14 protein-coding genes and 1 pseudogene are annotated in these 20,597 nt (G+C 42.8%); 11 read left to right on the top strand and 4 right to left on the bottom strand.

Annotation, left to right across the window (positions count from 1 at the left end; translation table 11 throughout):
• The first annotated feature begins 1 nt into the window (after window position 1).
• Window positions 2-937: a HEAT repeat domain-containing protein gene (locus QZ574_RS00530; protein ID WP_297085615.1), complete on the top strand. Its 936-nt coding sequence runs from the start codon at window positions 2-4 to the stop codon at window positions 935-937.
• Here the strand turns inward: QZ574_RS00530 and QZ574_RS00525 are convergent.
• Entirely contained in the window at window positions 917-2,098 is a 1,182-nt protein-coding gene (locus QZ574_RS00525; RefSeq protein WP_297085614.1) for a hypothetical protein, read from the bottom strand. The genes QZ574_RS00530 and QZ574_RS00525 overlap by 21 nt on opposite strands.
• A 242-nt stretch (window positions 2,099-2,340) precedes the next feature.
• On the opposite strand from QZ574_RS00525, the gene QZ574_RS00520 reads away from it, so the two are divergent.
• From QZ574_RS00520 to rlmN, 8 genes and pseudogenes are all read left to right on the top strand, one after another.
• Complete coding sequence (locus tag QZ574_RS00520; protein ID WP_297085613.1) at window positions 2,341-4,743, top strand: efflux RND transporter permease subunit; 2,403 nt, start codon at window positions 2,341-2,343, stop codon at window positions 4,741-4,743.
• Window positions 4,743-5,726, top strand: coding sequence for a polyprenyl synthetase family protein (locus QZ574_RS00515; RefSeq protein WP_297085609.1), 984 nt, complete (start codon window positions 4,743-4,745; stop codon window positions 5,724-5,726). The genes QZ574_RS00520 and QZ574_RS00515 overlap by 1 nt, the downstream gene beginning before the upstream one ends.
• 135 nt (window positions 5,727-5,861) lie before the next feature.
• Window positions 5,862-7,367, top strand: coding sequence for a F0F1 ATP synthase subunit beta (atpD, locus tag QZ574_RS00510; RefSeq protein ID WP_297085607.1), 1,506 nt, complete (start codon window positions 5,862-5,864; stop codon window positions 7,365-7,367).
• 16 nt (window positions 7,368-7,383) lie between these two features.
• Window positions 7,384-7,626 (top strand): ATP synthase F1 subunit epsilon, encoded by a 243-nt coding sequence (atpC, locus tag QZ574_RS00505; RefSeq protein ID WP_297085605.1) that lies wholly within the window; start codon window positions 7,384-7,386, stop codon window positions 7,624-7,626.
• Between the two features lie 102 nt (window positions 7,627-7,728).
• Entirely contained in the window at window positions 7,729-8,712 is a 984-nt protein-coding gene (locus QZ574_RS00500) for a glycosyltransferase family 9 protein (RefSeq protein WP_297085603.1), read from the top strand.
• Between the two features lie 85 nt (window positions 8,713-8,797).
• A pseudogene (locus QZ574_RS19390) lies at window positions 8,798-10,398 on the top strand (amidase).
• A 70-nt stretch (window positions 10,399-10,468) separates the two neighbouring features.
• The gene (locus QZ574_RS00485; RefSeq protein WP_297085598.1) at window positions 10,469-12,724 is read left to right on the top strand and encodes a fatty acid desaturase; all 2,256 of its coding nucleotides are present in this window, start codon (window positions 10,469-10,471) and stop codon (window positions 12,722-12,724) included.
• 59 nt (window positions 12,725-12,783) lie between these two features.
• Entirely contained in the window at window positions 12,784-13,803 is a 1,020-nt protein-coding gene (gene rlmN, locus QZ574_RS00480; protein WP_297085596.1) for a 23S rRNA (adenine(2503)-C(2))-methyltransferase RlmN, read from the top strand.
• Between the two features lie 425 nt (window positions 13,804-14,228).
• Here rlmN and QZ574_RS00475 read toward each other — a convergent pair whose 3' ends face one another.
• The 3 genes from QZ574_RS00475 to QZ574_RS00465 all read right to left on the bottom strand — a co-directional run bounded on the left by QZ574_RS00475 (window position 14,229) and on the right by QZ574_RS00465 (window position 17,817).
• The gene (locus QZ574_RS00475; protein ID WP_297085594.1) at window positions 14,229-15,719 is read right to left on the bottom strand and encodes an ASKHA domain-containing protein; all 1,491 of its coding nucleotides are present in this window, start codon (window positions 15,717-15,719) and stop codon (window positions 14,229-14,231) included.
• A gap of 64 nt (window positions 15,720-15,783) precedes the next feature.
• On the bottom strand, window positions 15,784-16,620 hold the full coding sequence (locus QZ574_RS00470; protein ID WP_297085592.1) for an MBL fold metallo-hydrolase: 837 nt from the start codon (window positions 16,618-16,620) through the stop codon (window positions 15,784-15,786).
• A gap of 84 nt (window positions 16,621-16,704) precedes the next feature.
• Window positions 16,705-17,817: a DUF3810 domain-containing protein gene (locus QZ574_RS00465; RefSeq protein WP_297085590.1), complete on the bottom strand. Its 1,113-nt coding sequence runs from the start codon at window positions 17,815-17,817 to the stop codon at window positions 16,705-16,707.
• Window positions 17,818-18,063: 246 nt separating this feature from the next.
• Between QZ574_RS00465 and QZ574_RS00460 the strand changes: the two genes are divergently transcribed.
• Both QZ574_RS00460 and QZ574_RS00455 read left to right on the top strand, forming a co-directional pair.
• Window positions 18,064-19,284, top strand: coding sequence for a dipeptidase (locus QZ574_RS00460; RefSeq protein WP_297085588.1), 1,221 nt, complete (start codon window positions 18,064-18,066; stop codon window positions 19,282-19,284).
• Window positions 19,285-19,544: 260 nt separating this feature from the next.
• Entirely contained in the window at window positions 19,545-20,522 is a 978-nt protein-coding gene (locus tag QZ574_RS00455; protein ID WP_363313253.1) for a type IX secretion system membrane protein PorP/SprF, read from the top strand.
• Window positions 20,523-20,597 lie beyond the last annotated feature (75 nt).

Below are 20,597 nucleotides of genomic sequence, written 5' to 3'. Positions count from 1 at the left end.
GATGAAAACCTGGTTGAAATATTTACTGGTAATAATTCTTTCGTATTTGGTAATTCCGGCCTTTTGTCAAAACCGAGAGGCGGAAATTGATTCGCTGGTTGAAAAAATGCGTACCGTACATAAAGACTGGAGCTCCTACTCCGAAGCACTGGTTCGTATCGGAGAGCCGGCTGTTCCGGCATTAATCGAGAATGCCTTAAACAAAGATTTAAAACCGTGGAACCGACGAATTTCAATGGTTACATTAAATAATATTCATTCGGCCTTGTGGGTTGAGCCGGCACTTCAGATTTTGTTTGACGAAGAAGAACCTGAAGAAAACCGAAATCGTGTTACGGCCGGATTGGTTGGTTTCGACCTATCAGAAGTAAAACAAAAGTTGTGGGCGAGGTTTGTTGAAACGGAAAATCAGTTTTATAAATCGAATATGGCTAATTTGTTGATGACAGCAGATACAGCTTTGGCCTACCGTGCATTTTTTGAACTTTACCATACTCAGGATGGCCATATCAGACGAAATGCTTTGCAAAAACTGGTACAGCTGCGGCAGAATGAGGCAACAAATTGGTATGTAAAGGCACTGGTGGGAACCGATTGGATGACGGCAAATTTGGCCATGGATAGTTTGATAAATGCTGCAAAACCTGATGATAGACAATTGATGGCCGCATTTTACGCCACCGAAACGAATGAGGAAGTAAAGTGGCGAATTGTTTACGTTTTTGGGGAACGAAAAAATATTGCCTACATTCCTTTTTTATGCCAGGCATTAAAACACAACAGCTGGTTGGTTCGCACCGAAGCTGCTGTAGGCTTATTGCATTTTGAAAAAGATTTGGTAATTGATGAAATAAATTCGTTACAAACCGACTCGTTGCCGGGCGTTCGGGAAAATGCCAATTGGGTTCTCTCGCGTTTAAAGGCCTCCAAATTTTAATATCCATCCATCACTACGGCTGTTGGTTTCTTCTTGTATTCCCGGACCAACTACCACAAATCCGCCATCAGCGGTGTTGATTATTCGCGAAGCATGGTCGTTATTAAAACGCAGCCGTAGCAGGCTTTCGCTAATTTCGTTGCCGTTGGTGTCGATATTTAACAGCCAGGGGCCAATTTTCCCCAAAAAAGAAGTGGCTTTTATTCCGGCCACAATAAAGGTTCCGTCGGGTCGAATGGTTAGTGCATTTCCGCCTTCCGATCCTTCGCGGTCGATGCTTTTGGTCCATAAAATTTCACCCGAGCAGCTAATTTTATTTAATACCAGGTCGAAATCAAATATGGGGTCGGCAGCATGAATGTCTCCCAGGCATTTCCCATTCCAGCCAACAATCATAAAACAGCTGTCGGGGGCGCAACAAATACATTCGGGCCATACTTTTTGGTCGGGTGTTTTTATCCACGAATACCATTTGGCTTTTCCCTGGCAACTGATGCGAATGGCAAGAATATCGCAGTTGTTTTTTCCGGGTTGGCTTACCTGGGCTGCCATTACAAAATCGCCATCAGGCAGTTTTTTTATCGAGCGGGCACATCCCGACATATCGGTCATAAATGAACTCTCCAAAGTTATTTCGCCTTGCTCATTCAGGGTGGCCATCCAAATATGCGGATGTGCCGAATCCTGACTTTTAGACCCCACGATGGCAAAGCTTCTCTCTTGTAACGAAATTATATCTTCAACGGCCAGGTAGTTGTTGCCGAGTTTCTTTCTCCAAAGCTCTTCGCCCTTTTCGTCTAATCGAATCAACAGGCAAACAGGCGTATTCTCTTCGTGCGAAGTGCCAATTAATACATAGCTTTTGTCGGAAAGTTGAGTAAGTCTTTTCGGAATTTCCTTATTTTCTGTTCCAATGGTTTTCGTCCAAAGTACATCGCCGTTTTCTGCAAAACGGATAAGCTGAAAATCGAGCGATTGCCCGGCAATATGCAAAGCCCCGCATACCGTGTAACCACCGTTGGCATCTTCAATAACATCGGTATAAAAATCGCAACCGCCTGCTCCTGATTGCTTATTCCATTGCGGATCTGGTATTTGTGCGCTTAGGTATAAAGCAATAAGAAGGTGCGTAGTAACAGCAATAATACTCTTGCAATTCATAATTAGCTTGTTGTTTACTCTTGTTTTTCAGCCTGTTTTACGTGGGTAAAAAGTTTTTCGTTTCAACAAATCAGTCAATAAGCGTAGTTGCTCTTTGTTTTTGGATTTAAAGGCTGTACATTTTGGTGAGTACCCGGATTGGAATTGTGAAAGTCCTTTAAATTCGCTTAACGAATGGCCGTTCCATTTTTTTAAACTCGGGAATTTGTAGTACTTTCGTCGAGTTATTTAGAAATGTAAACATGTGGATTAAACTATCCAGACTAATCCTAAAAAATAGAATCCTCCTTCTTTCAGTTCTTGCGGTCATTACCGTGTTCCTGGGTTATCATGCCCGGAAGGTTGAAATGTCATACGAGTATGCTTCTTTATTGCCTAAAAAAGACCAGGCTTATAAAGACTACCAGCACTTTGTTGAGGTTTTTGGACAGGAAGGTAATCTGATTATTGTTGGAGTTCAGGATTCTAACTTTTTTCAACTCGATCATTTTCAGGCCTGGAAAGGCTTGTGTGCAGATTTAAAACAGGTTGACGGAGTTGAGAACCTGCTATCGGTATCCAACACCTATAACCTGCGAAAAAACAAGCAGGAAAAGCAATTTGAAGTTGAGATGTTGTTTCCTGATACGATTGCTACCCAGCAAGAGTTGGATGAATATGTTGTACAATTCAAACGACTGCCTTTTTATCGCGAACTGGTTTACAACGATAAAACCGATACCTATTTACTGGCCATAACCGTAAATAAAGATAAAATGGCCAGCAAAGAGCGTGAGGCACTGGTGGCCGGTATTCAGAATGTTTGCCAACAATTTGAGGAAGCTGAAAATGTAAAGCTTCATTATTCCGGGGTGCCTTATATCCGGGTAGTAAATTCGGTAAAAATTAAACGCGAATTGTACATGTTCAGTGTATTGGCACTGGTAATTTGTATAATTGTGCTGTTTTTGTTTTTCCGTTCGTTTAAAGCGGTATTCGTTCCTGTTTTAATTGTTATTGTAGGTGTTATCTGGGCCATGGGAATGTTGTCGTTGTTTGGTTATAAAATTACCCTCCTGTCAGGAATGATTCCGCCCTTGCTCATTGTTATTGGTATTCCCAACAGTATTTACATGCTCAACAAATTTCATCATGAGTATGTGAGCCACGGGAACAAAATAAAAGCTTTGCAACGGGTAATTATAAAAATTGGTAACGCAACTTTTTTAACCAATTTGACCACTGCCTCGGGTTTTGCCACTTTTGTCATTGTAAAAAGCGATATTTTAAGGCAGTTTGGAATAATTGCCTCGCTAAATATTCTGGGTTTGTTTCTGCTTTCGTTATTGCTAATTCCTATTATTTTTAGTTTTATTGGTGCACCATCATCGCGCCATGTGGGGCACCTCGATAATAAAATGGTGACCAACATTATCAGGCAGTTAATGCACATCACCCAAAATTACAGGCAATTGGTATACTTTGTTGCCATAGGTGTAATTGCAGTAAGTATTTACGGCATATCATTAATGCGCAGTTCGGGGTACATGCTTGACGATATACCCGAAACCGACCCGGTTTATGTGGATTTAAAATTTTTTGAAAGCAACTTTAACGGCCTGATGCCCCTGGAGATTATGGTGGACACTAAAAAACCACAGGGGGTGATGCAGCTAACTACTTTCCGAAAAATAGAACAGCTCGAGAATCGCCTGGCCGAATATCCCGAGTTATCGGCATCTACCTCTTTGCTCAATCTGTTAAAATTTGCCAAGCAGGCATTTTACAATGGGCACGAGCGGTATTACAGCCTGCCCAATAATCGCGAAAAGAATTTTATCCTGCAATACGCATCAACCGGCGAAGCGAATGCCAACCTACTGCATTCGTTTATGGACAGCACCCGACAAAATACCCGAATTAGCATACGGGTGAAAGATGTGGGCACGAAGCGAATGGAGGAACTTTATACCCAGTTTAATAATGATATTGATTCGATTTTTACTTCAGATAACTATGATGTAACGGTAACCGGCTCGAGTATTGTTTCGTTTAAGGGCAACCAGTATTTGCTGAAGAACCTGTTTTCCAGTCTGGGTTTGGCTATTTTGCTAATTTCGTCGTTTATGGCCATCATGTTTTCTTCGTGGAGAATGGTTATTTTATCGCTAACGCCTAATATTATTCCGCTGATTTTTACGGCTGCGATTATGGGCTTTACCAGCATACCTATAAAGGCATCAACTATTTTGGTTTTTAGTATTGCCTTTGGAATTTCGGTTGATAATACCATTCATTTTCTGGCCAAATACAGGCAAGAGTTAAACATGACCAACTGGGATATTCGTAAGTCGGTAGTGTTGGCATTAAAAGAAACCGGGGTGAGTATGTTGTACACATCAGTGGTCTTGTTTTTTGGCTTTGGCATTTTTACCATTTCAAATTTTGGGGGCACACAGGCCATGGGAATTCTGGTTTCGTTAACACTTTTAGTGGCAGTTACCTCTAATTTGGTGTTGCTGCCGTCTTTGTTGTCGGGACTTGAACGGATTACCACCACCGAGGCCTTTAAAGAACCACTGTTGCATATTTACGACGAAGAAGAAGATATTGAACTGGAAGACCTGGAAATTGTTCCTGATGAAGAATTAAACCTGGGAAATTAATGTACACAATAGAAGAACTTCAAAAAATAATTAGCGACGAAATAAAGACGCGATCAACAGAACTGTTAAAACAGCAGCCGGTAGAATTATATGACCCCATTAGCTATTCGCTTGACATGGGAGGAAAACGACTAAGGCCTGTACTGGTTTTGCTGGCCTGTAATATGTTTTCCGATGATATTCAAAAAGCAATTCCTGCTGCCGTTGGAATTGAGGTTTTTCATAATTTTACACTTTTGCACGACGATATTATGGACAAGGCTGATGTGCGCAGAAACAGGCCTACCGTTCATAAAAAATTCAGCGAAAATGCAGCCATCCTGTCTGGCGATGCAATGGCATTTCAGTCGTATCGCTATTTTCTCGAAAATAAATCGGATACTCTGCCTGAAGTTTTGGAGGTGTTTAGCCAAACAGCTATCGAAGTGTGTGAGGGGCAGCAATACGACATGGATTTTGAGCAACGGCTAGATGTTAGCGAACAGGAATACCTGGAAATGATTCGCTTAAAAACAGCTGTACTGTTGGCCTGTAGCTTAAAAGTTGGAGCTTTGCTGGGCGGTGCTTCAGAAAAAATTGCCAGGCAGCTGTACAGTTTTGGAATTAACCTGGGCCTGGCATTTCAATTGCAAGACGACCTGTTGGATACTTTTGGCAACCAGGCAGTATTTGGAAAGCAGATTGGAGGCGATATCTTAGCCAATAAAAAAACCTTTTTGCTGATTAATGCCCTCGATAAAGCCAATGATGCACAACGCCCGGAGTTATTGGGCTGGATTGAAAAAGATACCTTCAATCCCAAAGAAAAAATTGAAGCAGTAACTGCCTTGTACCGGCAAACAGGAATCCGGAAAATAACCGAAGATAAAGTGAATGACTTTTTTAATACCGCGATTCGGATTTTAGCTGAAATGGAATTGCAGGATGTTGTAAAACAACCACTTCGGGATCTTGCTGCTCAAATGCTTAAACGCAGGCAGTAATAGGTTTTCAGGAAATTAAATATCTTTCGAAAAGCCCACAGCAAACTTGTATAAAAACAAAACAATGCTAAATTTGTTGAGTGTATAAATTTTAAACAACAGTCGGTATCAACCAGACTTAAATCTGAATCCAATATGGCTCAAAACATAGGTAAAATATTACAGGTAATCGGACCTGTAGTTGATGTTAGTTTTGATAGTGAAGGAACTGAACTTCCCGCAATTTATGATGCACTGGAAATTGTTCGCGAAGGCAAAGACAGTTTAATTATCGAGTGCCAGCAGCACATCGGAGAAAATACCGTACGTTGTGTAGCCATGGACTCTACCGATGGACTTCAACGGGGCTCGGCAGTAAAATCGTTGGGAAGCCCTATAACCATGCCAAAAGGAGAGGTGGCTCTTGGGCGTTTGCTTAATGTGGTAGGCGACTCGGTGGATGGCCTCGAACAATTACCAAAAGAAGGATTAAATATACACAACGAACCTCCAAAATACGAGGAACTTACTACTGAAACAGAAGTGTTGTATACCGGAATTAAAGTTATCGACCTGATTGAACCCTATGCCAAAGGGGGTAAAATTGGTTTGTTTGGTGGTGCCGGTGTAGGTAAAACGGTTTTAATTCAGGAATTGATTAACAATATTGCTCTGGCACACTCGGGGCTGTCGGTTTTCGCCGGTGTTGGTGAACGAACCCGCGAAGGAAACGACCTGTTGCGCGAGATGATTGAAGCCAACATTGTTGATTATGGCGAAGAATTTAAAAAATCGATGGAGGAAGGCAGTTGGGACCTTTCGAAAGTTGATCAGGAGAAATTGAAAAAATCGAAACTGGCCATGGTTTTCGGGCAGATGAATGAGCCACCGGGTGCCCGCGCCCGTGTTGCCTTATCGGGGCTTACTATTGCTGAAAGCTTGCGCGATGGCGATGGAACCGCTGGAGGAGGACGCGATATCCTGTTTTTTGTAGACAACATTTTCCGGTTTACACAAGCCGGTTCCGAGGTTTCTGCACTGCTCGGACGTATGCCATCGGCAGTAGGTTACCAGCCAACACTGGCAACTGAAATGGGTATTATGCAGGAACGTATTACCTCAACCAAAAACGGTTCAATTACCTCGGTGCAGGCAGTTTATGTACCGGCCGACGACTTAACCGACCCGGCTCCGGCAACTACTTTTGCCCACCTCGACGCTACCACCGTATTAAGCCGGAAAATTGCAGAGTTGGGTATTTATCCTGCTGTTGATCCATTAGACTCAACATCGCGGATTCTGACTCCCGATATTGTGGGCGAAGAACACTACAGTTGCGCGCAGGACGTGATTATGCTCCTGCAGCGTTACACCGAGTTACAGGATATTATTGCCATTCTTGGTATGGATGAACTTTCGGAAGAGGATAAACTGGTTGTGCACCGTGCACGTCGTGTGCAGCGTTTCCTTTCGCAGCCGTTCTTTGTTGCATCGGCATTTACCGGTCTTGAAGGTAAACTGGTTTCCATCGAAGATACCATTAAAGGCTTCCGCATGATTATGAATGGCGATGTGGATCGATATCCCGAGGCCGCATTTAACCTTGTTGGAACCATTGAGGAGGCCATTGAGAAAGGCGAAAAAATGTTAGCCGATAACTAATTCAGAAAGTAAAGTTATGCACCTGGAGATTATTACACCGGACAAAAAAATATTTGAGGGAGAGGTAACACTTATTCAGCTGCCCGGCTCTAAAGGTGGTTTTGAAATTCTGAAGAACCACGCACCCATTATTTCAACCCTGGAAAAAGGTGTTTTAAAAATACAGGAGAAAAACGGGAAAGAACAACAATTTGAAGTTGACGGCGGAGTAGTTGAAAATAAAGCAAATAAAATTATTGTGCTGGTTGAATCGGCATAATAACAAGAATATAAAACAATGTCCCCGTTGATGATTCTGCGGGGATTTTTGTTTTTAAGCGGTAGTTCACCAAAAAATGAATATCTTCGGCATTGCTGAAAAATGAAAGTCAAATTTCTGGTAATACGGTTTAGTTCCATCGGCGATATTGTGCTTACCACGCCGGTTGTTAGAGGTTTAAAACAACAGGTTGAAAACGCCGAGGTGCATTTTGCCACAAAAAGCAAATATGCCTGTTTGGTTAAGGCCAATCCGTATATCGATAAAGTTCATTTTCTGGAAGAAAATATTGGGGTTTTAATCCAGGAATTGGCGAAAGAAAATTTCGATTATATTATTGACTTGCATAACAACTTCCGAAGCAATAAAATCAAACGTCGTTTAAAAACACAAACTTTTGCCGTAAATAAACTCAACTGGGAAAAATTTCTAATGGTACAGTTTAAGGTAAACCGTTTACCCAGGCTGCATATTGTTGATCGTTACCTTGAAACCGTTTCGGTGTTTGATGTTGAGGATGACCGCCAGGGTCTGGATTACTTTTTGGATGAAAAAACTGTTTTTAAAACCGATGATTTACCTGCAACCTTTCAGCAGGGTTACGTGGCATTTGTAATTGCCGGAACTTATTCTACCAAAAAGCTCCCACCGTCGCAGGTTTCTCAAATTTGTCAGAATATCTCTTATCCGGTAATTCTTTTGGGGGGTAAAAACGAATACGACGAGGGCGAAGAAGTGTTATCGCTTTCCAAAGGTAATGTGTTGAATTATGCCGGAAAAATATCCCTTAATCAATCGGCCTCACTTGTTCGCGATGCCAAACTGGTGTTAACCAACGATACCGGCTTAATGCATATTGCCGCGGCATTTAAAAAGAAAATTCTTTCGTTTTGGGGAAATACCATACCCGAATTTGGGATGGTGCCGTACCGGCCCGATGAGGCATCTGAAATTGTGCAGGTGAGCGATATGAAATGCCGCCCCTGCTCCAAACTTGGCCATAAAAAATGTCCGAAAAAGCATTTTAAATGTATGAAGGATATTGATGTGAACAAGGCAATTGAATGGATCAACCGAAATTATTAGAAAGTATTTCGGCTGCTTGTAAGTGGATGTAAATGCCGCCGGAAATGGCGATAGAAATGCGCAAATATTATCAAAATTCCATAAAATGAAACGTCGTTCTTTTTTTAAAACAACTGCACTCGGCAGCTCGGTAATAGCTGTTAGCGGATTGTCAGCCTGTCAAACCAGTGACATTCCACAAGAGGAAATTAACCTGACTGACTTTGATCTGAATGAAACATCGGTTTTGGAGTTGCAGCAAAAAATGGAAGCCGGAGAACTCTCGGCTGAAACGATTTGTAAAAAATACCTCGACCGCATTAAGCTGGTTGACTCCCATTTAAAAGCTGTAATTGAATTGAATCCGGATGCTCTGGATATTGCAAAAAAGCTGGATGAGGAACGGAAAAGTGGAAAAATACGTGGTCCTTTGCACGGCATTCCTGTAATGATTAAAGATAATATCGACACCGGCGATAAAATGCAAACCACGGCCGGGTCGCTGGCACTGGAAGGAAATGTGGCAGAAAAGGATGCATTTATTATTAAAAAACTACGCGATGCCGGAGCTGTTTTACTCGGAAAAACCAATCTGAGCGAATGGGCCAATTTCCGCTCAACCAATTCGTCGAGCGGGTGGAGCGGACGAGGCGGTCAGGTACGCAACCCGTATTGCCTCGATAGAAGCCCCTGTGGATCAAGCTCGGGAACCGGAGCAGCCGTTGCTGCCAACCTCTGCACCATTGGCATTGGCACCGAAACCAATGGCTCCATTGTTTGTCCTTCAGGAATTAACGGAGTTGTAGGCATAAAACCAACATTGGGCATGTGGAGCCGACAAGGAATTATACCCATTGCGCACAGCCAGGATACTGCCGGGCCAATGGCTCGCAATGTTTCTGATGCCGCGCTTTTATTGGGCGCTTTGGCCGAATTCGATTCAAACGATGCAGAAACTCACCTCGTACAAGGAAAGATTTACAAGGATTACACTCCCTTTCTTGTGGCCGATGGCTTAAACGGCAAACGCATAGGCATTGCTTCGCAATTAATTCCTTCGCACCCGTCAGTAAAAAGTTTGTTTATCGCAGCAGTGCAAACCATGCAAAAAATGGAATTGAATTGGTAGAAGATATCGAATTTCAACATAACCGTAGCTGGGGGCAACCGTCGTACGAAGTGTTGCTATACGAATTTAAGGCCGATTTAAACAATTACTTGCAACAGCATACTTCTGCACCAAAAAAATCGCTCGAAGAACTGATTGAGTTTAATAAAGCCAATGCCGACAAGGAAATGCCGTGGTTTGGACAAGAGATTTTTGAAGCGGCACAGGCCAAAGGCGATTTAAGTAGTGCGGACTACCAAAAAGCCCTGGAAGAGTCGAAACGTTTTGCCGGAAGTGAAGGCATTGATGCCCTGATGGATGAACACCGACTGGATGCCCTGATTGCGCCTACCAACGGCCCAAGCTGGGTGATCGACTGGGTAAACGGAGACAGTTTTACCGGTGGAAGCTCGTCGCCGGCAGCCATTTCTGGTTACCCGAATATTACCGTTCCTATGGGTTTTGTTGAAGGTTTACCCATTGGCATCTCGTTTTTTGGAAGGGCCTGGAGCGAACCGGTTTTGCTCGAAATTGCTTACGCCTTCGAACAACTGACAAAACACCGCAAAGCGCCCGATTTTAAAAAGTCGTTTTTGTAGAAAATTATGCCGCTTTTGTGTTCAACTTAAGCTTCAGCTTCTTGTTTTTCTTGTAGTTAAACGTAAACAAATGAACAAGAACGAGAGCTTAAGAGACTACAGTTTGGTAGGAAAAGAAACCCCCATTGCCATAAAAAACGGATTGGCTGACGCCAAATGGTATCAATCACCGGTACCTAAGGCAAAAATGAAAGAATTGTTGGTGCGTAAAAACGGACCGGCGCTTCGCGATACTTTTCTGTGGTTTGCACTCATCATCGGCTCGGGTATTCTGGTGTACTTGTGGTGGGGCAGTTGGTTGGTCATTTTTCCCTATGTTGTTTACAGTGTTTTATATGCTTCAACCTCCGATTCAAGGTGGCACGAATCCAGCCACGGCACTGCTTTTAAAAGCGATTGGATGAATACGGTTTTGTACGAAATTTCGTCGTTTATGGTATTCCGGCAATCGAATGTATGGCGTTGGAGCCATGCACGTCATCACAGCGATACCATTATTCGTGGTCGAGATCCGGAGATTGCAGTAAAACGTCCACCCAAAACCATTCAGTTTATTAAAACCTTTTTGGGAGTAGGTGCGGCAATCCCCGAATTTAAGCGCATGTTGTTTCATGCCTCGGGGCGTATTGATCCGGAAGTGGCCAGCTATGTGCCCGAGTCGGAGCACAAGGCGGTAATTCGCGTTTCACGTGTTTACCTGTTTATTTTTGCTGTTGTAATACTTCTGAGCTTGATAACACAAAGTATTTTGCCACTAATGTACGTGGGCTTGCCAACGTTTTTTGGGACCTGGCTGATGCCGGTTTACGGATTAACCCAACATGCCGGTTTGCAGGAAAACGTGTTGGATCACCGGTTAAATTGCCGTACCGTTTACATGAATCGCATCCATCGTTTTTTGTATTGGAACATGAACTATCATGTAGAGCACCACATGTTTCCGCTGGTGCCTTACCATGCTTTACCCGAGTTGCATAAAACAATAAAAGACGATTGCCCACCGCCGTATAAAAGCATTTATGATGCTTTTAAAGAAATTATTCCGGCTGTTCGCAAGCAAATGAAAGACACCGGTTATTATGTTGAGCGCATACTGCCGGAAGGGGCAGGAACACTGGAAAGCACAGCTAAAGTGGCTGAAAAGACAATTAAAGCCCGTTTAGAAAATGGCAAAGTTTTGGTATGCAAAAGCGGGGAGTTACAAAAAGGTGAAACGTTGCGCTTTGATTACAACCAACATACTTTTGCTTTGTACCGCACCAATTTCGATAACTTTTATGCTACCGAAGGTATTTGCTCGCATGGCAATGCCCACCTTGCCGAGGGGATGGTAATTGGTGAGCAAATTGAATGTGCAAAACACAACGGACGCTTTAACCTCAGCGACGGGTCGCCGGGAAGAATGCCGGTTTGCGAGGGTATAAAAACCTTTAAAGTTGAGCAGGTAAACGGTTTTCTGGCGCTGGATAATGAAGAAATTGCCGACAAGTTAGATCAAGAGCAGCTTTTGCGTTGTAAAGTAGTTCAAAATAAAAATGTTACTCCTTTCATAAAAGAGCTGGAATTGCAACCTTTTGATAAGAACTTTAGCTTTTTGCCGGGGCAATACATGCAATTAAAGGTGCCGCCTCACCAAACTTCTTTCTCACAGTTCCACATTCAGGAACCCCATTTGCACATCTGGCAGAATCAGCAACTTTCTGATGGCTGGAGTACAAATGAACACTATACCACGCGAAACTATTCCCTGGCCAATAAACCATCGGCTACCGAAAATTTAAAATTTAATGTGCGGCTGGCCGTATCACCAAAACCAAAGGAAATTAGTGCCGGAGCCGGTTCGTCGTATGTGTTTGCCTTGCAAGCTGGCGATGAAGTGGAACTGGCCGGAGCGTTTGGATCGTTCCTGATTAAAAACACCGAAAAAGAAATGGTGTACATTGGTGGCGGTGCAGGAATGGCACCCATTCGATCGCACATTGCGCATTTGTTTGAAACGCTTAAAACCAAACGAAAAGTAAGCTTTTGGTATGGGGCACGAAGCGAAAGCGATTTGTTTTACACCAACTATTTTGAAGAGCTTGAAAACAGGCACTCCAATTTTTCGTTCTGTGCAGCTTTGTCCGATCCCGGAACAGCAAGCAAGTGGCAGGGAGAACGAGGGTTAATTCATGATGTGGCTTTCCGCCAGCGCTTAAAAAAACATTCGGATTTGTTGGCCGTTGAATTTTACCTTTGCGGGCCACCCCCTATGGTAGCCGCAGCAAAAAATATGCTGCTGGGCCTTGGAGTTGACAGTGCCAACATTGCTTCTGATGAATTCTAAAACCTGCTTTTTACCGGCTGAATAAATTGAAGTATCTTTGGGGCATTGAAAAAGAGACTATGAAGCAGCATTTATTCGGAAAAACATTAACAGAATTACAGGAGATTGTAGTGGAGCTGGGTTTGCCCAAATTTACGGCCAAACAAATTACCGACTGGCTGTACAAAAAGCAAATCTCATCCGTAAACGAAATGACCAACTTATCGCTAAAAGCGCGCGATTTGCTTAACGAACACTTTGAGCTGGGCCTCACCGCCTACACAAAAGTACAGGTGAGCGTTGATGGAACACGAAAGTACCTGTTTCCAACCATACAAAATAAATTTATTGAAACCGCCATGATTCCGGAGCGCGAGCGAAAAACCGTTTGTGTAAGTTCGCAGGTGGGTTGCAAAATGGGTTGCCTGTTTTGTTTTACGGCCAAGCAGGGTTTTCAGGGGCAGCTTTCGGCCGGAGAAATTCTGAACCAGCTGAAAAGTATTGATGAGGTAAACGAGGTTACCAACATTGTGTACATGGGCATGGGGGAGCCTTTTGATAACCTTGATGAGGTGCTGAAAAGCCTCGAGATTCTTAGCGCCGAATGGGGATTTGCCATGAGTCCGCGCCGAATTACAGTTTCAACCATTGGCATAATTCCCGGTATGCTAACCTTTCTGGAAAAAAGTGAAGCCCACCTGGCTGTAAGTTTGCACACGCCCTTTAACGAAGAGCGCCGTAAAATTATGCCGGTACAGGTGGCTTATCCGATTGATGAAGTGGTGGAAGAAATTAAAAGCTGGGATTTTGGCCGCCAGCGCCGCGTGTCGTTCGAGTACATTTTGTTTGAAGGGTTAAACGATAGCCCTGCGCATGTTAACGAACTGGCCCGACTGTTGCGCGGCTTAAAATGCAGGATAAATCTCATTCGCTTTCACCCTGTTCCGGGAACCCCCTTAAAAAGCCCGGGAGAAAAAACCATTCAGCAGTTTAAAGATGCGCTGAACAATAAGGGAATTTTAACCACCGTACGTGCCTCGCGTGGCGAAGATATTTATGCGGCCTGTGGCCTGCTGTCAACCAAAGAGCTGGTGAAATAGGGAATGTGGATTCAGCTTAAAATAGTCGAAGAAATTGTCTTTTGAAATTACCTGGAATTTTGCTTTCGGATAATTTTTTGACCATGCTTTGGGTATTTTAATTTTACGTGTTGAGAATTTGATCGGTTAAAAGTTTTAGTTCGAGGCCAATTGATGGTATACGCCGGGCTTCATCAATGTAAATAAGGTCGTATGTGCTAAAATAGGTTTTTAGCTGGCTGAGTTTCTGAGAAGAAAGTCATCAAAGATAATTTTTAATAACAGTGATTTTTGAATTACTCATTTTAACTAAAAAACACAAATTGGGGAAGTTTAGTTGCCTAATTTAGCTAATTTAGGGAAGTTTGATTGCTGTATTTAGTTAAATTAAGGAAGTTACAAAAAGTGTGCAATGCAAAAGAAGCAGGGAAAATAGACAGTTTAATTTACAGCAACATCATTTTTTCAATGTAAATATCCTGAAAAGTGCCATCGCCTTCCAGGTTAATATGGCTTGTTTTTGACAGGATTTCCTGCGTATAATTTTCATCTTGGAATAGAAACATTTTGGCTCCGATTAATGCCGTGTTCCCCAGTTTTGTAATTTTCGCTTCTTCGCATTCGAGCAAGCCGGTCCGGATCACATTTTTAAGATTCAGGAAATTGCCAAACCCTCCAGCAATAAACACTTTTTCCACATCGCTCTTGCTAATATTTAAGGTGTTTAACAATATTTGCACACCGGCGGCAATGGCGGCTTTTGCCAACTGAAATTCGCGAATATCGGATTGCTGAAGCTGAACTCCCGGAGTAAGCTCAATGGCTTCTTCGCCCGAGTTAATTTCGCCAAACAAACCAATTTTTTGCTCCTCAAGTAAAATCGCCATTGCATCAATTAATCCACTGCCACAAATTCCTTTGGCTTCCACATTGCCAATCACATGAGCCTCGATTTTTCCGTCTTTAAACTTAAGCGACGAAACAGCCCCTGTGGTTGCCCGCATGCCCTGGTTAATTTTTGCCCCCTCAAAAGCCGGTCCGGCTGCGGTTGATGCACAAATTATCTGCTTTTTGTTGCCCAACACAATTTCGCCGTTGGTGCCCAGGTCGATAAGCAGGGAGTAGGCTTCTTTTTCTGCCATTTTTGTGGCGGCAATTCCGGCCAGAATATCGCTGCCTACAAAGCTTCCGATAGAGGCATGAAAGCGGATTTCCGGGCTACCGGGAAGTTGCCAGTCCAGGTCTTCTGCTGTAAAAGTCTGAACACCGAGCACCGGCGATTCAAAAGGGTAAAAAGAAAGCGGTTGCACATCCAGTCCGCAGAAAATATGGTGCATGGCCGTATTTCCAACCAACTCAATTTTTGCAAATTCTACCGGATGGTTTTTTTCCAGCTGGGCAATCATTTTCGCAATTTTTACCCGTATCAGCTTTTGCATTTCTTGCTGTTTCCCATCAAGGCAGGCCTGGATACGGGCAATTAAATCTCCACCGTATTTTACCTGCGGATTTACGTCAGAAACTGAATCGATAATGTGCCCGTTGCTTAAGTCTACCAGCTGGGCTACCAGTGTGGTGGTGCCCAAATCAACAGCAATTCCATAACCTTCTTCCGGGCTAAACTCAAAGGCGCTGTTGTCGGCCAGAATAATATTTTCAAACTGGGTAATTTCCAGGGTAAGGTTGGTATTGGCACTGCAAAAACAAGCCAGCCGCCATTCGGGGCCAAGTTTCAATTTTTGCAGCCGCTCTTTTTCAACCCGATCAATAGCTAAATCACCTTTAAGAATTTTTATTTTACAGGCGCCACAGGTTCCTTTGCCTCCGCACGGAAACTCAACGCCAAACTCATGAAGGACATCAATTAGCGGTGTGTCTTTTATTACTTCAATTGTTTTGCCAAGTGGTTGCAGCGAAATACTTACCTTTTTGTTCATTATTTGGTTTTAGCCTGAAATCTTCAAATGTAATAAAATATGCTGTGCCTGTTTTGGAGCGTCCTTAAATTAAGGCAGCCAGTTCCAGTTTTTCTTTTAGCAGCACTCCTTTTTCGGTTTTCTGAACTGTCGCACATTCGGTGTAATAATCGTGTTCAAAAAGAAGCACATAATTTTTTTCTGCAGCTTCTTGTAAAAACCGGCCTTTTTCTTCCATTACCTTCACGGGGTCTAAATCGTAGGCCGAAATCCAAAGTTGCGGAACATTGGCAGCTGTTGTAATCAGGTCGGAAGTGTAAACGAAGCTGTGTTTTTCGGTGTGTAAAAGTGGCAGCATTTGCCCGGGAGTATGGCCGTCAAACATTCTTATTTCAAAACCCGGAGCAAACTCTCCTTCCGTGTCAATTAACTGCAGTTTCCCCGTGTCCATCATAAAATCGAGCACCTCGCGATGGTAGGCAGCTTTTTCGCGTGGATTTGAAATTTTGGCGTGTTCCCATTGTTTTTTGCTGCTCCAGAGTGTGGCTTTGGGAAATACCAATTCCAGTTTTTTACCGGTGTTTTTAACAGCTCCGGTGCAATGGTCCCAGTGCAGGTGGGTAAAAAATACATCCGTAATATCCTCGGGTAAAAAGCCTTTTTCCTGTAGTGATTTTTCCAGTGCCGTTACCGAAGTTACTCCATTGTTTTTAAGGTGTTTTTCCGGGTAATGATTGCCAATTCCTGCTTCAATCAGAATTTTTTTGTCGTCCAGCTCAACCAGCAAGCAGCGCAGGGTTAATTGGGTAAAATTATCGTTGTTGCACGGGTATGCTTTATTCCATAATACTTTCGGAATGGCTCCAAACAAAGCTCCTCCATCGCAATGAAAATGACCGGCAGATATGGGTGTGAGTTTCATAAAAATGATTTGAAGTTGGAACAGGAAACGGCATATTCTTCCGACAGCCTTTCCAACAAAGTTAAGGCCTAAAAATAGCTGAAATTATTTGGGAGCAAGCCCGCAACGCTGCTGAAAAGCTGAATCTAACGAAAAGTTCATAACATGATCTACCACGCCGGTATAATCTTTTATCCCCGATTTTATATTGTTGCTTTTCAGGTAGGCATCATTCAGTCTCGATGCTGCTTTGTCCAGCCTTTCGTTACGTAAGGCAGCGTGGTGTTCCCGAATAGCTTTAATGTCGGCCCTAACTTCGGGCGAAATGGTTTCAATTAATTGCTCGTAGGCTTCCAAACCATATGCCTGTCGCAACAAATGAAACAGAATAAATAATTTGCCGGAATATTGAAGCTGAGAAGAAGAACTTTGCGTACACACCAGCCAGGCATAAAAATTGGCTTCAGCCTCGCTGGTAACACCCAGCTGGTGGGCTTTTTCGTGCGCCAAAACATAGGGGTATTCAACAAGTAAAACCAATTTGTTTACATGAACTTCATTAAAGAAAGGGCCAAAATAGCCGGTTATTCCCGATTTTGCATAAAAGCGGCTAAAGCTTATTTTTTTATCCGGGCGTTTCCCCATGGGGTACTTAAAGTTGAAAATTGTTGCCAGGTTTTGGTACGACTCCTCAATCATTTTATCGCTTTCTTCTTTGCCAAAATTCTCAAAACTACAGTGCAAGTTGTTTAATTCGATGATGTAGTTGTGAATGAAAGCTACAAATTCTTCGCTCTTGGGGGCACGGTCAATAACACCAAGCCGTTGTTGCAATGGCACCCTGAAATAGTTAAAACCCCACAACAGGTAAAACAGGATGTAGCTTATTGAAAACAGTTTTACCATGGCTTTTCCAGTTTGCTTCCATTTTTGTTTTTTCAGTAGCGCCAAAACCAGCAAAACAACAGGAAATAAAAGCAGAAAAAGGTAAAGCAGATCGGCAAGCGAGAAAGGGAAAAGCGAAGAGAATTGAGAAAGAACAAGGGCAAGCACGGGGTAAATGCCATTGCTATAATACTTTTCGATAAATATGGGCTGTTGCCGGAGGATTTGTGTAAGCAGAAAAAATCCCAGGGCGATGCCCGGTAAAATAAGCCAACGGTAACGATTTGTTTTTCCTGCCATTGCTGCAAAGATAGTTTTCAGTTTGTATTTCATGTCAGCGAAACCTTAAAAGCACAAAAGGTTTCCAACGAAGTTCCTCAGTAAAGTCCTGAAATTTTAGCGCTTTGTCCCGGGTTTAGGATTGAAAATCAATTTCACCTTATTTATTCCGTAGTGTATTAAATATTTGGCTTGATTTAAGTTTTGCCCTCTTTGCCTCACTTTTTGCTTTTTTCGGATAAATAAAAAAATACATTTGTTAATATTGTTTGTTGTTTAATAGCAAAATAAAAACATATTATGATTAAGGCATTTACTGTTTTGTTAGCAGTTGGGGGACTGTTGGCAGGATTTAAAGGATTTGGAGAAGGACAGGATGGAAAAGCTGAAGCCATTCACCGGCGGGCGATAACCGTTGATACACATTGCGATACACCTATGGCCCTGGTACGGGGAAACCTGGATGTGGGAAAAAAGAATGAGGCACCTGGCAGTCGTGTTGATTTTCCTCGAATGAAAGAGGGAGGACTGGATGCCATTTTTTTTGCGGCATTTACAGGTCAGCGTCCCAGAACAGCCGAAAACACACAGGAGGCCTATACTCTGGCCAATAAGATGATTGAAAAAACCTACGAAGTTTGTGCCCAATACAGCGAGCTGGCCGAGGTGGCAACGGCTCCTGAAGACGTGTTTCGGCTGGAGAAAGAAGGCAAACGGGCCATTTATATCGGCATGGAAAATGGTTTCCCGATTGGCACCGAATTAGAGCGGGTAGAAGAGTTTTACAATAAGGGTGTTCGGTATATCACGCTTTGTCATTCGTCGAATAACGATATCTGCGACTCGTCAACCGATAGAAAAGGGCCTGAACATGACGGATTAAGTACTTTTGGTAAACAGGTAGTAAAAGAAATGAATCGCCTGGGCATGCTCGTTGATGTGTCGCATATTTCGGATAAAGCATTTTTTGATGTTGTTGAACTCAGCGAAGTTCCGGTTTTTGCCTCACATTCCAGTGTACGTGCTATTGCACATCACAACCGTAACATGACCGACGAAATGATTAAGGCCCTGGCAAAAAATGGCGGCGTAATTCAAATTTGTTTGTTGGATGATTACGTAAAAGACCCGGATACCACTACAGTACGCTACCAAAAAGAACAGGAGCTGCGCGAAATATTTTCAAGCCAATGGAGTAGCATGTCGGAAGATGAAAAGGAAGTAGTACGAAAAAAATGGAGAGGACTGGATGATTTATACCCCAAACAACTGCCTGCTGTTGCCGATTATGTCGACCATATTGATTACGTTAAAAAACTTGTGGGTGTTGATTATGTGGGCATTGGCTCCGATTTTGATGGTGGCGGCGGATTGGCCGATTGTGCCGATGTAAGTGAAATGCCTAATATTACCGCCGAAATGGTAAAACGTGGCTATACTGAAGAAGAGATAGCTAAAGTTTGGGGAGGAAACTTCTTTCGGGTATTTACCGAAGCCGTTAAAGCAACGGCAAACAACTAATTTCCGAACTGAATTTATTGTTTTTGAATGAAAATCCGGGCTCTTATCCCGAAGAAGGTTATACGTCGCAAGGCGAAATAAATACCTATAACTCTTAAATACAGCGCCTTTTGGTCAGCAAAAACAGCTTTATTGTGCCAATTAGAGTTATTAACAATTCCCATTGTGGGACAATTAACAAGGAAAATCCTGAAAGTCCCGAAAAAATTAGGGTTTTGTGAATATCTTTTTAGGTGGTCTGGGGTTGCATTTGTTAATAAATTGTCGTAGTTTGCCCTAGTTGTAAAGAGAAAATTTGTATCGTCATTAGAAGAATTGTTGTACTAGGGATATTTGTCTTGCTAATATCGCTTAAGTGTGGTGCACAACAAGACCCTATTTTCACCTCATATATGTATAACGGCCAGATCATCAATCCGGCGTATGCAGGTATTTGGGAAAAGATCGGGTTCACCACGTTAGTAAGAAAACAGTGGGCTGGGATTAACCGCTCTCCTCTGACTGAATACATTTCATTTCATTCTCCCATGCGAAACGAAGCCGTTGGTGTTGGTCTCAACATTATGAACGACAAGTTTGGTTTGGAACAACGCCTTACCGTTTTAGGCGATTATGCCTACGAAGTTTACCTCTCGCGCCGAACACGTATGCGAATGGGTGTAAAATTTGGCTTTACCAACTACAAAAATCCGCTTACCGAATACCAGCTGTACCCCGACGATAAGTACGACAGAGCTTTTGATGAAGATGTAGATTTAAAATTTCTGCCCAATTTTGGCTTTGGCATTTTTATTTACCAGGATCATTTTTATGCCGGATTTTCCATTCCTAAGATTGTGGAGAACGACCTGAAAGAGAATTTTCACAACTACTCCACCAGTGCCGAAGTGCGCACTATTTATTTAAACGGCGGCTATGTGCTTCCGCTCGATCCCTTTAATTATTTTGTTTTTAAACCCACTCTGCTGGTTCGTGCAACCTGGGGAACACCCTTGCAGCTCGATGCGGCAGCCAATTTTATGATTCGCGAAAAATTGTGGCTGGGCGTAATGTTGCGCACCGGAGGTGCCGTGTGTTTTACCGGCAACTGGATGTTTAGCAATAAATTCAGGGTGGGCTTTGCTATGGATGTAACTTACAACGATATATACCCTTATCAGAACGGTACTTTTGAATTTACCTTTGGTTTTGATATGGACTTTTTTGGCCGTAGTTACCTGCGGGCCAGGTACTTTTAATGACGATGGACGAATAGACAAACCCGAAGAAATGATGGTTTAACATTAAATGAAATTGAATATGTAAAAATTTTA

The sequence above is a fragment of the uncultured Draconibacterium sp. genome (assembly GCF_913063105.1).
Lineage (GTDB): Bacteria > Bacteroidota > Bacteroidia > Bacteroidales > Prolixibacteraceae > Draconibacterium.
Note: the sequence above shows the minus strand (reverse complement) of the source record. Positions and strands in the feature narration are given on the sequence as shown.

Coding starts and splice junctions, on each gene's coding strand:
- QZ574_RS00530 (WP_297085615.1), top strand. CDS start 2: ATGAAAACCTGGTTGAAATATTTACTGGTAATAATTCTTTCGTATTTG.
- QZ574_RS00470 (WP_297085592.1), bottom strand. CDS start 16,620: ATGAAACTCACACCCATATCTGCCGGTCATTTTCATTGCGATGGAGGA.
- QZ574_RS00485 (WP_297085598.1), top strand. CDS start 10,469: ATGAACAAGAACGAGAGCTTAAGAGACTACAGTTTGGTAGGAAAAGAA.
- QZ574_RS00500 (WP_297085603.1), top strand. CDS start 7,729: ATGAAAGTCAAATTTCTGGTAATACGGTTTAGTTCCATCGGCGATATT.
- QZ574_RS00515 (WP_297085609.1), top strand. CDS start 4,743: ATGTACACAATAGAAGAACTTCAAAAAATAATTAGCGACGAAATAAAG.
- atpD (WP_297085607.1), top strand. CDS start 5,862: ATGGCTCAAAACATAGGTAAAATATTACAGGTAATCGGACCTGTAGTT.
- QZ574_RS00475 (WP_297085594.1), bottom strand. CDS start 15,719: ATGAACAAAAAGGTAAGTATTTCGCTGCAACCACTTGGCAAAACAATT.
- QZ574_RS00525 (WP_297085614.1), bottom strand. CDS start 2,098: ATGAATTGCAAGAGTATTATTGCTGTTACTACGCACCTTCTTATTGCT.
- QZ574_RS00460 (WP_297085588.1), top strand. CDS start 18,064: ATGATTAAGGCATTTACTGTTTTGTTAGCAGTTGGGGGACTGTTGGCA.
- atpC (WP_297085605.1), top strand. CDS start 7,384: ATGCACCTGGAGATTATTACACCGGACAAAAAAATATTTGAGGGAGAG.
- QZ574_RS00520 (WP_297085613.1), top strand. CDS start 2,341: ATGTGGATTAAACTATCCAGACTAATCCTAAAAAATAGAATCCTCCTT.
- QZ574_RS00465 (WP_297085590.1), bottom strand. CDS start 17,817: ATGAAATACAAACTGAAAACTATCTTTGCAGCAATGGCAGGAAAAACA.
- rlmN (WP_297085596.1), top strand. CDS start 12,784: ATGAAGCAGCATTTATTCGGAAAAACATTAACAGAATTACAGGAGATT.